This window comes from Mesorhizobium sp. ES1-3 (genome assembly GCF_020164795.1).
GTDB lineage: Bacteria > Pseudomonadota > Alphaproteobacteria > Rhizobiales > Rhizobiaceae > Mesorhizobium.
On the sequence record NZ_JAIUGW010000001.1, the window covers coordinates 511,681 to 525,048 of the forward strand.

Sequence of the window (13,368 nt, forward strand, 5' to 3'; positions counted from 1 at the left end):
GGAACTTTCGCAACCGACAGCCACGCAGAAACCCGAATTGGCTTCGCGCTGCCACGGGCCCCACCCGATCGCGATGCCCATTTGCGCTGCCGCTTGCCGGTCGACGGCTATCGGTTCATGCTTGTGAATACCCTGGCCGTGAAGTGCGTAGGGAGATCACGCCGTCACGGCCCCTAGTGAGGTCTGGTTCGATGGACTGCGCAGGCTGCGGTTTCAAGATTGAGGGCGGTTATGCTTTCTGTCCGAAGTGTGGCAAGCGCCAGCCCGTGCCATGCGCCAGTTGCGGCTATCCTTGCGCACCTGATTTCGAGTTCTGTCCGAAATGTGGGGCAAGCGTCGGTGCGCCTGCAAAAGCCGTCGAACGGCCTGCTCCGACACCAAGCCGAACCATTGTGCCGCCTTCTCGAACTCCGTCGCTGCTTGCGAACATCGATAGCGACGAAGGGCTGCATCCCATCTCTGACGCCGATCGCCGGACGGTAACCGTCCTCTTTGCCGACCTTTGCGGCTTCACGACACTCAGCGAGCAGCTCGACCCCGAGGTCATGCAAACGCTGCAGAACGAACTGTTCAAGGAATTGACGGCGGCCGTGCGAAACTTTGGTGGTTTCGTCGACAAATTCATCGGCGATGCATTGCTCGCTTTGTTCGGTGCGCCGGTCGCGCATGAGGACGATCCGGAACGTGCGCTTCGCGCCGCTCTCGACATGATCGCCCGGACGGCGCGGCTCGGCAAAAGCACCCCCCACGCCGGCTCGCCTCTATTACTCCACATCGGCATAAACACTGGTCCGGTCGTTACTGGACGATTAGGCATCGGCACCGCCAAATCCTATTCGGTGACCGGCGACACGGTAAATACAGCGCAACGCCTGCAATCGCTGGCCGCACCGGGTGAAGTGCTGGTAGGCGAACTCACTCACAGACTGACCCGGCATGCCTTCTCTTACGAGTCGATGGGTGATGTCGTGCTTCGCGGCAAGGCTGGCAGTGTGCTCGTCCATCGATTGGATGCACCGCTTGCGGCGCCGCGTGCAGCGCGTGGGCTCGAGGCGCTCGGCCTCAGCGCGCCGATGATAGGTCGTGCTGCGGAGCTCAATAGAATGCTGGCGAGCCTGGATCAGGCGTGCGGCGGCTCGGCCCAACTTGTCCGCCTCGTCGGAGAAGCCGGCATCGGGAAATCGCGGCTGGTGAAGGAGTTCGTCGCCCGTGTCGGCGACGAGGATCGTTTCCGCAACGTCGCCGTGCGACAGGCCACGTGCTCACCGCTGGGCGAACAATCATTTGGCGCTTTGGGTGCAGTGGTGCGCAGTGCTGCCGGGATAATGCAAAACGACAATGGGGACGAAATGCGGGGGAAGCTCGCAGGCTTGCTTGCCGATCTCGGCCTGCGGGGCGAGGAGGCGAACCAGCTGATGCCTTTGCTCTACCATGTGCTTGGCCTTGGCGACCCCGATGCCACCTTGCAGCATGTCGAACCCGAGCAGCTACGGCGGCAAATTCTCTACGCGGTCCGTACCATCATCGAACGGCGGCTTGCGTTGTCGCCGCTGTTGATCGTCGTCGAAGACCTGCACTGGGCCGACGCCGTTTCGCTCGAGGCACTGCGTTTCGTGATGGACAGGTTGGATCGCACGCGGTTGATGGTACTGGTCACGCATCGCTCGGCGCCGGACAGCGCACAGCTCGACTCAAGTCGGGTCAGTCACACGGCGCTCAGGCTTTCGCCGCTCAACAGCGATGAAGGACGCAGCCTGCTGGCGGCGCTTTTCGGCGAGAGCTGGGTAAGCTCCGCAGGAGGGCTCGTCGATCAGATACTCGAGCGAGCGGGCGGCAACCCTCTTTTTGTAGAGGAGATCGTTCGCGGCCTTATCGATCGCGGTGTACTGATGCGCGAGGGCCAGCGATGGCGGACTGTGGCAGGCGAAGTCGCAACCGACATTCCCGCCACTATCCAGGCAATGTTGCTTGCTCGCGTCGACCGGCTGCCACAAGAGGTGCGCCGGTTGGCCCAGGAAGCCGCGGTAATCGGCCCGCGCTTCGATGCCACACTTCTGAAGACCGTGACAGCCGACCCCGCCCGGCTGGAAGCCGGCTGCGAACTGCTTTGCGATGCGGAAATCATCGAGGAAGTTGCCGGATCAGGCTCTGTCTCGTCGCAAAGCTACCGCTTTACGCAAACCTTGCTGCAGGACGTGATCTACCAGAATCTGCTCCTGCAACGCCGGACCGAAATCCACGGGCGGATAGGTGCTGCCTTGGAGCAACTGTGCGGCAATAATCCGGAACGGCTCGAGGATTTGACCGTGCTCGGTCATCAGTTCGCCCAGAGCGCCGAGCGGGAGAAGGGCGCGCGTTACCTGCAGGCGGCCGGCGATCGCGCTCGCATGATATACGCCAACGACGACGCCCTTCGTTTCTACGAGCGAGCATTGACTGCGTTGGAGGCGACCGGGCAAACACCGCTCAAACTGACGATTGCTGAGCGCATTGCCGATTTGAGCGGCCCGGCGGGCCGCCGCGAGATCGCGCACCACCACTATGAGGCGGCGTTGCAGGCATACCGCGAGTCGGCCGATCGCGTAGCGTCGGCGCGAATTTTGCGTAAGATCGGTCGGCTGCTCTGGGACGTCGGCAAGCGGGACAAAGCAGAATCCCGCTACGCTGAAGCGGCAGCGCTCCTCGATGGAGCGGATGCTCCGATCGAGCAGGCGCATCTCTGGGAAGAACGTGGCCGACAGGCGTTCCGGAGCGGAGATCACGCTCTCGCGGCACAATGGGCGGACGCGGCGTTGGATTGCGTACGCACTCTGACAACGGAGCATGTCTCCGAGGTAGGGCGTGAGGCCACTCTTGTGACCGCCGAGGCCCTCAATACCAAGGCTGTCGCGCTCGCTCGCCTTGGGCGAAACCGTGAAGCCGTGGGTCAGGTCGAGCACAGCATTGAATTGGCCGAAGCCGCCGGTCTGCTGGGCGCGGCCTGCCGTGGCTACACCAATCTCGGCGTGCTTTACACGACCATCGATCCGGCAAAGGCGATGGAGGTCTGCCGGCGCGGTCTTGAAGTCGCGCGCCATATTGGTGATTTGGGCTTCCAGGCGCGCCTTCTCGCCAATCTGGCGGTCGCTTGTTGTACTTTCACGGATCGCTGCCCAACGGAGGGCGTGCCTGCTGCCGAGAAGGCCATCGAGATCGACCGGGCGCTCGACCAGCGCGAGCACCTGCCGGTACCATTGATCGTGCTTGGGCAGATCCACCAGTGCAACGGCCGTCCGGAACTGGCCGTTGGCTTGTTCCACGAAGCACTGGACGTAGCCCGCGAAACGGGCGAACCCCAACTGCTGTTTCCGTGCTATGATGGTCTCGCAACGCTTAATCTCGACCTCGACAATCTGGCTGAGGCCGAACGGTACTTTTCCCTGGCGCAGGGTATATGCGCCCAGCACGGGCTCGACCCGGAAGCGCTTGTGGTGCTGCCCTTTCTCGATTAGCCGGGGTTGGAGGTCCGAAATGTCCGCGCGTATTGACTTGGTACCGCTTCAACCGGGCGACCGTGCGCCGAACTTGGTACTCGACGCCATTACCCAGGAAGGCAAGATCGCGCTTGACGACTTTCGCGGACAAAAGCCGGTGTTGGTTGGCCTGTTTCGAGGTCTGCATTGTGCGTTTTGCCGGCGCCATATCGCCGCCCAGGCGCGGCTCGATCCGGAGCTGCGTGAAAAGGGCGTGCAGAGCCTGACGGTGGTCAACACGCCGATCGAACGGGCGCGTCTCTATTTCCGCTACCACCCGATGCCGAATCTGCTTGCGGCCTCCGACCCTGAACGCGCTTCACATCGTGCTTTTGGACTGCCCAATCTCGAATTCACCCAAGACGAGACGAACTGGCCGTACAAGGTCTCGATGGCAGCGGCAAAGGATATGCGGGTCGACATACCAGGCGAGTTGCCCGGTCCAATGGATCCTTTTGCGGCCAGCGAATTCCTCGACAAGAAGGACAATTACGAAGTGACCGAAGCCGACGCGCAGATGATGGCGACGGGACACGGACAACTGATCGGTCAGTTCCTATTGGACCGGCAGGGGATCGTTCGCTGGAGCTTCACGGAGGTTCCAGAAGGTGGACGATATATGTTTGGGGCGGCGAGCCCGCAGGAGCTGATGTCAGCCGTGTCCCAAGTCGCCCAATAGACCGTCGGAAGACTGCATTGCTGCCATTTGCAATGCGGACAATGAAGGTCATCATCGGGTCAAAACTTCGCGTTACAGCTTAGGGCTTGAGATGCGCGGGCCCAGGGTCGGCACTTTCGCGCGGCAAATCAGGCCGGGAGCCGCCACATTCGCACACGACCTGTACCACGCAATTCCGTTTCCTCGAGTGGGTCGCAAGCAAAATTTGGCCCAAGCATTTGGCGAGTTGCATCCGAAATACGGATTTCATCGGGCTCCGCGGACGTTTGAATACGCGAGGCGAGATTAACAGTGTCGCCCCACAGGTCATAGGCGAACCGCCTCTTGCCTATGACGCCCGCGACGATTGGGCCTGAGTGAATTCCAATTCTGAGTGTCAGCGGTTCTCCTGCGAAGCGTTCGCGCTTAACCGCCTTGCGCAACTCAAGTGCATAGCGCGCGAGGGCCTTTGCATGATCGGATCGCGCGGTAGGCAGGCCAGCGACCACCATCACACAATCGCCGATTGTCTTGATCTTTTCGCAGCCGTATCGTTCCGAGAGCCGATCCGCCGCCTTGAAGAAGTAATTTAAAATAGCGAGCGTCGTCACGGCTCCGACGCTCCGCGCTCGTTCCGTAAAACCGACTATGTCGGCAAAAAGCACACTCACTTCTGCGTGGTTGTCAGCAATTTTCTTGTGCGCTTTTAACCGCTCCGCGATCGACGCCGGAAGAATGTTGAGGAGCAGGGTTTCGGCGCGCTGGTATTCACGCGCCAATCCCTCCTGGCTCTTCCTCAACGCCTCGTTCGTCGATTGTAATTTCTCGTTGAGTTGACGCTCCCTCTCTTGCAGGAGTGTCATTTCATAAGCCTTTTGTTGAAGCCGCTGCCTATTGTCGCGTTCGGCAGTGGCGTCAAGAAAGAGCAGCCACACGCAGGCATTGTCAGCAAAAAAATGAAGGTCCGCGACACGCCCGCCGGGCAGCTCGACCATGGCAATGTCAAACGGAAGCTCCGGGCAAGGCAGCAAACCTTCCATGAATTCAAGCTGCTCGGCAACAGGCTCGCCAATGCGAAGCGACGAGAGCCCGTAGTGCTCAACATTACCGCCCTTAGCAGCTATGCAAAGCTGGGCGTCGATTTTCAGATATGCGACAGAGTTGCCATTGTAGAAGAAATTGAAAATCCAACTTTCAACTTCTTTTGGCAATCCATTCATGGTCTATTTGGTTACCATCGAAGCAAGTTGACGAAACGCATCATCAACATGTTCACCCGAAAGCGCACTTGTTAGATAGACTTGCCATCCACGTTGCCTCAGTTCGTCAATCTCACTATCCGATACTGCCCACCGATCGGCCAGATCGGATTTGTTGAACAGCAATACAAACGGCATGGCGCCGAATTCGGCCTCGACCCGTTCCCGTAGCGTGAGCGCCACGGCAAGAGTGGCAGGGCGCGTTCCATCGACGACAAGCACAAGCCCGGTTGCACCTCGCACATAGCTGACGCGGAATGAGCCGATATCGTCTTCACCGGCTAAATCCCACAAAATCAGATCCACGGTTTTGTCCGGGAGCGCGACACTCTTCTTGTCGATTTTCACTCCCACCGTGGTCAAGTAGGTTTCTGAAAAGATGCTCTGCACATACCTGCGAACCAGACTCGTCTTTCCGACAGAGAACCCGCCCAGCATGCATATCTTTCTTTGCAACATCTTGGGCCCCGCTAGTCCAGGTTTACCGAAATCGAGACCCGGCGATTGGTGGAGCTCCCGGTTTGACTATTTTCTGGCACCAGCGGCTCAAAAGTGCCCGCGCCCCGAACCAGCAGCAGTTCCGGAGCGACGCCGCGCTTGTTGAGAAGCGCACGAACTGTCTCGGCGCGGGCCGCACTGATCGACGCGTTGGCCGTCTCACGGCCCGTGGTGTCCGAATGCCCGGTCAACATGAACCGTGCTGTTACGCCTGACTTGCGGGCATCTTGGGCGAATTCCTTTATTTGATCCGCCAACCTGTCGAGAACCGGCAACTGCTCCGGTCCCGGCACAACTTTGCCGGAAGAGAAGAAAATATCGGTCGCCTGGATGGCTTCTCTCAAATAATTAAGGTCTGCAAGGTTCAGCTCACGCAGCTGCGAGACATCCAGAACCACTCCGTCCGCCGAAAGTTGTTCGGCGGCGGCCTGCGCCCGGTTGATCCAGCCGGCAGAAGCCTCACCCACGACAAGGATGCGACCCTGGATGATCGAAAGCTGAACCGATTTCGGCGGGGACAGCGACGCCGTCAGCCGCTTCACCACGAACTTCGGATCAAGGCTCTGATAGAATTGCCACTGTGAATGAACGCGCGCAGGATCAATCTGCGTTCCGGACAGCAGAGCTTGCGGGTCGGCGGCAAGCGGGTCTCTCAGGCCGGAAATGTAGAATTGTCCGCCGCTCGTCCGTTGTTGGGCGACGATGATTCCCGATTGGGCCTCAAGTCGCGACACATAATACTGCCAGTGCTCCGCCTCGCGTGCTTCGGGGCTCACATCACGAACCTTGGAGATGTCGAATTCCGGTCCGCCTGCCGAAAGCTGTCGGGCCGCTGCGCGCGCCCGATCTATCCAAGTGTCGGGAGCCTCACCCTCGGCAACGATGCGACCCTCGACGATCGAAAGCCGAACCGATTTCAGCGGATACAGCAACGCCGTCAGCCGCTTCAACACGAACTCGGGCTCAAGGCTCTGATAGAATTGCCACTGCGAATGAACCCGGGCGGGATCGACCTGCGTTCCCGACAACAGCGACTGCGGGTCGGCGCCAAGCGGGTCTCTCATGCCGGAAATGTAGAATTGGCCGTCGCGTATCTTTTGTTCGGCAACGATGATGCCCGGCTGGGTCTCCAGTTGCGACACATAGGCCTGCCAGCGCTCCGCCTCGCGTTCTTCGGGGTCACGGACCCTGGAAATATCGAATACCGGCCCGCCTGCTGAAAGCTGCCGGGCGGCGGCCTGCGCCCGGTCGATCCACGTGGCAGCAGCCTCACCTTCGGCAACGATGTGATCATTGACGATTGAAAGCCGCACTGAATTCGGCGGAGCCAGCGACGCCGTCAGCCGCTTCAACACGAACTCCGGCTCAAGGCTCTGATAGGATTGCCACTGCGAATGGACCCTGCCGGGATCGACCTGCGTCCCGGACAGCAGAGCTTGCGGGTCGGCGGCAAGCGGGTCTCTCAGGCCGGAAATGTAGAATTGGCCATCTCGTATCTTTTGTTCGGCAACGATGATGCCCGGCTGGGTCCCCAGTCGCGACACATAGGCTTGCCAGTGCTCTGCCGCGCGTGCTTCGGGGCTCACATCACGAACCTTGGAGATGTCGAATTCCGGTCCGCCTGCCGAAAGCTGTCGGGCCGCTGCGCGCGCCCGATCTATCCAGGTGTCGGGAGCCTCACCCTCGGCAACGATGCGATCCCCTACGATCGAAAGTCGTACTGAGTCCGGCGGAGCCAGCGACGCCGTCAGGCGCTTCAACACGAACTCCGGTTCAAGGCTCTGATAAAAATGCCACTGCGAATGAACCCGGGCTGGATCGACCTGCGTTCCAGACAACAGCGACTGCGGGTCGGCGGCAAGCGGGTCTCTGAGGCCGGCAATATAAAATTGGCCGCCGCGTATCTCTTGTTCGGCAACGATGATGCCCGGCTGGGTCTCCAGTCGCGACACGTAGGCCTGCCATCGCTGCCCGGATTGCCAGGAAAGAAAGAACCAACCGCCTGCCAGACTCAAAAGCAGCAGAGCCAGAGCCACCACCAGCCACGGAAAACCCTCGTTTGACTCCTCCTGCTTCAGCTCGACGCAGGTCCGCAACTGCGCCTCTATGCCGGCCAACTGCGAACTGTCCCCGTCAAACTCCACTAAAGCCTGCGAGCATTCCTCATGGATACGAAGCAATACATCGCGAACTATTTCATGCAGTTCTTCTGGCGGATTTCCTCGGATCACCGAAACCAGGGTCGCAAACGGTCCAACTTCCGACCAGAGACGAAGGTCGCCAAAACGAATTGTGTCCAGGCCGCTCTGCTCTTTCTCGTTAAATGAATCTTTCACAAAATCTTGAATTGCACTAAGCATCGAAGAAATGAGTTGAGGATCTTCGCTCGTCGCATTGTCCGCAGTTACATGCGCTATCAAAAGACCCGAATTGCGATTAATGAGAAAGACGTGCTCGACACGATAGATAAGAGAATGCTTCAGTACAACTTCAGAGAAGCTAGCACCAGTCCTCCAGGATTCGAGTCTCCACTTGAGCCCATGCCAGGTAAATATATGTCTTAAAGTTTCATTCAGCGACTGAAAGGTCTGGTCGATCTTTTCCCCGATCGACTTGCGAATTGCTGGCAGAAACACCGGGTATAATATATCCGTCAGCGTACGCGGGCTCTTCTGGATCGACCGTTGCACAGCCCTTTCGACAGCTGGCGCAAGGGCCTCGCCGAGTTGCGCATGAGGCGCTCGTGCGGCCGCACTGGGAAGCACGTCGCCCACTGCTGCCGCAAGCTGCTCCGGTTCGTCGAGCAGATGCGTAACTCGTGAAAGCTCCGAAATTTCGCGGCTGACCAGCAACTGGCGCAGCGTTTCCATGCGAGGATCGGCGGTTGGAACTCCGCCGAGACGCGCACGGTAGTCCGGATCAACGTTCCGGGCAATTTCGATCAAAAGACGGGCCAGAGCCTCGCGATCAATCTCTGTATCGTTCGAGGCTGTTTTTTTTGGAAGGCTGATTGGGTCGACGGTCGACGTCAAGTTCCGATCAACTCACTTTCCAGCTACGCTCCGAGTTGGTCTTGCTGCCGACGGGATCCTGATTCAGACATTTTGCAACCTCGACAAACAGGCCAGCCAAAAGATTTCGGTCGGTCTTGACGTTGCCGAGATCGGAAAACATTTTCTCCATCAGCATCTGAATGCCTTCATTCTTTTGCTTGATTTCCTCACGCAGCAAATGATCGTTTCGATTTATCCGGTCCGCAATTTCGCGCTCAAGCTCGTTCAATTGATCCGACAACGCGCGCACCTGCTTTTCAAGCGCTTGATTTTGCTCGCGAAGATTCCGGTCAATCTCCTTGTCGGCGTCGGCTCGCGCGTCTTTTTCGTTCCGCAATTGCGCCGCAAGCGAGTCGACCTGCTTTTTCGCATTTGACTCGTACATTTCAAGATTGCGCTTGGCCTCGGATTCGACATCCTTGAAGCGCTGCAAGACCCGTTCTTCAAGCTTGGAAAAGCGGCGGTCATAGTCCTGCATCTGGTTGCCGAACAGCAGATCACGTATCTTGTCGACACCTACAGCGTCGCCGGGGGTCCCGCTCTCGCGAGCCTGGCCCGCCATGAAGGCCAGCCCGTTTGCGTCTGCATTACTTGTCAGATTTGCGTCCGCTTTATTTGCCGGAGAAGCGGTACTCGAAGATTCCTTGGCCATCCCTATACCCTTCATTTAAACAGCAGCCACCGTACTAATTTAGCAACTTATAAAGATGTCAGCAAAATACCGGGCTCGCAAGCCGGAATTTTTTCGGCTTAAGCCGGTTCGCGCGTAAATTTCGAGCGCCTTGGATCCATCATCAAGCAACTGCAGCGCTCGCAATTCGGCCGCGGTTCCGAGTGGTCGATCCGGATCAGCTTGCGCTCGCGTCTTCGCCGCGATTATCTTTTTTGCCGAGGGCCGCAACTCTAAGGCGTCGGGCATGAGCGCTTGCCATTCAAGCCTGTCTTCAAGTCTTTTTTCTTGCCCCTAATTCGCCCCGATCTTGACAGGGCAGTGCTGCCATCCGATGCCGTTATGCGGTTTTGACATTCGCCGACTCTTGCCGAAGAAAACGAAAGCTCGATGATCCAGAATGCTACCGCAAGGCGGTGTGGTACCGATGTTCAATGTCGAGCAAAGCATCGGCGCAATGCATGCCGGCAGCCGCCGGCAGACCTACCAGATAGTGGATATAGTCGTGGTGGACGATGGGTCGAATGGATCGGTGTCGATCGTGACGGCCTGCGCCGACAAAGATCGACGCAACTTGTACTACCTCTTACGAACCAGGCGCGGGTAAGACAACGTGGCGCATAATCCATTGGTTTCAATCGTAGTTCCTGCGCACAACGCGGAGGTAACGCTGACGCGCGCACTCGATTGCCTTCTCGATCAGGAAACCGCGGATTGGGAGGCGATCATCGTCGACGACGCCTCCACGGACCGCACCCCCGCGATCATCGCCGCTTATGTGGAACAGGATGCCCGATTTCGGACGTTGAGTTCTTGCGCGAATAGCCCCGCCGGCGCGCGTAACAACGGGATTTCGACGGCGCACGGCCACTGGCTGATGTTCCTGGATGCCGACGACTGGGTGGATACCAGCTTCCTTACGAAAATGTTGGCCGCACTGAAAACCGCTCCCGATGCGGTGGCCGCCTATTGCGGTTCGCGGCGCGTGATGCCCGATGGAGCACTCACGCCGTCGAGCATCGACCCCGAGATCGCGATCCAGCCCTTCGAAACATTCGCCCGCCGATGTGCCATCGCCACTCACGCGCTGCTGGTCGACCGGGAAACAATCGTCGAGTTGGGCGGTTTCGATGTGTCGCTGCGCACCTGCGAGGACTGGGATTTGTGGCAGCGCGTCGCACGTCAAGGCAAACCTTGGGTGATGGTCGACGAGCCGCTCGCTTTTTATCGGGCAAGCTCCAACTCGCTCACCCGCAATTCGACGCAGATGCTGGCAGACGCGGAAATCGTCATCGCCCGCGGCTTTTCCGCCGACCCAAGGGTCAAGCACCCAGCTTCGGCGCATGCCAATGGGGCGACCTCGGCGGACGGCCGCACCGCTTCCGAGGCACTGGCGTGGTTCGCGCTGTGGATCGCGGCAGCTGATTGCGGCCGCGGCGGGGGCTCGATCGACCCGAAATCCGTGCGCGCGCTCCCGGCAGGGCGCAAATGGGCGCGTGAGATCGCCAAGGTGGCCTTCGATGGCCTTATGGTAGGAAGCCTATCGGTGCCAGCGCATTTGGCTGCCCGATGGAACAGGTTTGGCGGCGCCCTCACCGAGTTGATCATCGAACTCGGCAAGGTCTGGGGCGATCCGGTCGCGGGTCGTCGCGTCCAGTACCATCTCGAGCAAATGCTTCTCGATGCCGATGATCTTGCCGCACCTCGCAGGCTGGCGCGGACACTCGGAATTCGTGTCGACGCTCGAAATCCAACCTCGACCGAGCTTCCGGAAGGAATCGATCAAATCTATGCCTACCTGATGATGGATGGCCAGATCGAAGCTGTCGTGCAGTTCGGCGTACTCGGGAAAGTGACAAGGCGTCACTGGATTGAACTGATCCTGAATTTCGCACCGCAAAAGGACGACGGTGCCGACACGTCAAACACGCTTGCAGCCGAGGCACTGTCGACCACAGCGGAACGCCGGCCTGATCCGGACAGCCACTTCGGCAGACTCGCGCGATTGGTCTCGGAAGCGCGGGAACTGGTTCGGTCGAGCGCCGAAGCTACGCAGCCTATTCCGGCGCCGCGCCGTGCACCGGCCTCGGATGGCCACGACAAGGATCGTACTTTGTTCTGGAATCGCTATTTCGCGATAGAGGATCCCTGGAATTACAGCTCGCCCTACGAGCAGGAAAAGTATGAGCGCCAGCTCGAGATTCTGCCGGCCGGTCCCATCGGACGAGCGCTTGAGCTGGCCTGCGCGGAGGGCCATTTCACGCGACAACTGGCGCCGCTGGTGGGCCATTTGACCGCAACCGACATTTCCGCCGTAGCCATCGAACGGGCGCGCGCGCGCTGCTCGGACCAGCCGAATGTCGAGTTCGGCGTCCTGGATTTTTTTGCGGACACGCTGCCCGGTGAGATGGATCTGATCGTCTGTTCGGAAGTGCTCTACTACCTGGATGATCTCGCCGGGTTGCGTCGCATCGCCAAGAAATTCGTTGAGGCATTGGCGCCTGGCGGCAGTTTCATCAACGCACACGCATTCGTGCTACGCGACAATGTTGAAAGGACGGGCTTCGACTGGAACACATTCGGTGCACAAACGATCTCGCAAACCCTGGCAGAGACCGAAGGCCTCGTCCTTGCGCAATCGATCCAGACCGAACTCTATCGCATAGATCGCTTCCGCCGCCTGTCGCCGGACCACACGGCGACGGAGCCGGTGATTGATCATGTGCCGGTCCGCGCACCCATCGGAATCGGGGTTGCGCGAAATATCGTCTGGGGCGGGGCGCGGGTCTTGCGCCGCGACGTCGCGCGCAGCGAGCGGCGGCAACGTATCCCTGTCCTCATGTATCACAGCGTCGCCGATGAAGGTCCGGCCGCGCTCGCCCGTTTCCGGCTCACGCCCGCCGCATTCGCGAGCCAGATGGCATGGCTGCGCGCAAACGGCTTTCACGCGATCATGTCCGAGCAGCTGGAATGGTCCGTCGCCAACCGTCAGCCTTTCGCTGGCCGCCCGGTGCTCATCACCTTCGATGACGGCTTTCAGAACTTTGCCGACCATGCCTGGCCGATTCTGCGTGCGCACGACCTGACCGCGGAAGTGTTCCTGGTGACGGACCTGGTGGGTGAAAGTGCAAAGTGGGACGCCGTCAGCGGTCCGCCGGCGCCACTTATGGACGCCGCGACGGTGCGACGTCTCGCCGCCGAAGGTGCGTTCTTCGGAAGCCATCTGGCGACGCATCGCGCTATCGATGGTCTTTCGAGCTCTGACCTGGCGGCCGAGCTCCTGCGCTCTCGGATGTTCATCGAACGGTGGACCGGCCGGCCAATCTCGGCGTTCGCGGCACCCTTCTCCGTCACCGACCGACGGCTCGGCGGGCTGGCCAAGGAGTCCGGCTATCGGATTGGCTTCGGCGGCAGACACGGGCCGGCGGACCTTGATAGCGATCCCATCGACCTTCCACGCATCGAGATTCGTGGGGATCGTTCGCTCGATGACTTTGTTGCCACCGTCGAGGCCGTGCTCAATTGAACGGTGAGCTTTGTCAGTTTCATTATTTCCGCTCACAATGCGCAAGATCGACGAGACACTTCGCAGCGTGACCTTGCGGTCCTACGCTCGTGACGGCCCTATGCCGACGTTCAGAGCACCTGCACCAGCGTGGCACGTGCCGCCCTAAGGCTCGAGACAGACGAAGGATTTCCATCCATTCGCATCGGGGCC

General features: G+C 59.6%; 8 protein-coding genes. 4 read left to right on the forward strand and 4 right to left on the reverse strand.

Translation table 11 applies throughout. The features are described 5' to 3' along the window. The first annotated feature begins 191 nt into the window (after positions 1-191). Together LB536_RS02440 and LB536_RS02445 are read left to right on the forward strand one after the other, a co-directional pair. Complete coding sequence (locus LB536_RS02440; protein ID WP_224589986.1) at positions 192-3,491, forward strand: adenylate/guanylate cyclase domain-containing protein; 3,300 nt, start codon at positions 192-194, stop codon at positions 3,489-3,491. Between the two features lie 19 nt (positions 3,492-3,510). Further along, positions 3,511-4,191, forward strand: a complete 681-nt coding sequence (locus tag LB536_RS02445) for a redoxin domain-containing protein (protein ID WP_140756757.1) — start codon at positions 3,511-3,513, stop codon at positions 4,189-4,191. Between the two features lie 128 nt (positions 4,192-4,319). Here the strand turns inward: LB536_RS02445 and LB536_RS02450 are convergent, their stop codons facing one another. The 4 genes from LB536_RS02450 to LB536_RS02465 are packed head-to-tail and all read right to left on the reverse strand — an operon-like array spanning position 4,320 to position 9,632. Further along, a complete protein-coding gene (locus LB536_RS02450) occupies positions 4,320-5,390 on the reverse strand; it encodes an adenylate/guanylate cyclase domain-containing protein (protein ID WP_224589987.1) in 1,071 nt (356 codons plus the stop codon). 3 nt (positions 5,391-5,393) lie between these two features. Beyond that, positions 5,394-5,888, reverse strand: a complete 495-nt coding sequence (locus LB536_RS02455; protein ID WP_224589988.1) for a Rab family GTPase — start codon at positions 5,886-5,888, stop codon at positions 5,394-5,396. A gap of 11 nt (positions 5,889-5,899) precedes the next feature. After that, positions 5,900-8,959 (reverse strand): OmpA family protein, encoded by a 3,060-nt coding sequence (locus tag LB536_RS02460; protein ID WP_224589989.1) that lies wholly within the window; start codon positions 8,957-8,959, stop codon positions 5,900-5,902. A gap of 7 nt (positions 8,960-8,966) precedes the next feature. Beyond that, positions 8,967-9,632, reverse strand: coding sequence for a hypothetical protein (locus LB536_RS02465; protein WP_140808326.1), 666 nt, complete (start codon positions 9,630-9,632; stop codon positions 8,967-8,969). Positions 9,633-10,077: 445 nt separating this feature from the next. Between LB536_RS02465 and LB536_RS31290 the strand changes: the two genes are divergently transcribed. Continuing rightward, entirely contained in the window at positions 10,078-10,257 is a 180-nt protein-coding gene (locus LB536_RS31290) for a glycosyltransferase (RefSeq protein ID WP_224589990.1), read from the forward strand. Between the two features lie 6 nt (positions 10,258-10,263). Next, the gene (locus LB536_RS02475; RefSeq protein WP_411966523.1) at positions 10,264-13,176 is read left to right on the forward strand and encodes a glycosyltransferase; all 2,913 of its coding nucleotides are present in this window, start codon (positions 10,264-10,266) and stop codon (positions 13,174-13,176) included. The last annotated feature ends 192 nt before the right edge of the window (positions 13,177-13,368 follow it).